Annotated in this window: 1 protein-coding gene; it reads left to right on the top strand. The window is 65.2% G+C overall.

All coding sequences use genetic code 11. The annotated features are described in order from the left end of the window. Window positions 1–22: 22 nt before the first annotated feature. The coding region (locus tag EN852_RS38675; protein WP_135879895.1) for a phage baseplate assembly protein V at window positions 23–305 on the top strand (283 nt) is incomplete at its 3' end.

Genomic DNA, 305 nt, shown 5'->3' with positions numbered 1-305 from the left:
CTGGGGCCGCGAGCATGGCTCCATGGATTGCGGCCTGCCCCAAAAAGTAAGCAACCTGATGCGCGACGGCGTGGTGACGGACATCGATCATGCCGCTGCGCGTTGCCGCGTACGCAGCGGTGAGTTGCAGACCGACTTCATTCCCTGGCTGACACCCGCTGCTGGCAACGTGCGCGTGTGGTGTCCGCCCAGCATCGGCGAGCAGGTGCAGCTGCTATGCGTAGACGGCGACCTGGCCAACGCCGTTGCGGTGCCCGGCATGTTCAGCGATGCGTTCCCGGCACCATCCAGCAATCCCAACCTGC

It is taken from the genome of Mesorhizobium sp. M2E.F.Ca.ET.209.01.1.1 (assembly GCF_004010375.2).
Lineage (GTDB): Bacteria > Pseudomonadota > Alphaproteobacteria > Rhizobiales > Rhizobiaceae > Mesorhizobium.
Note: the sequence above shows the minus strand (reverse complement) of the source record. Positions and strands in the feature narration are given on the sequence as shown.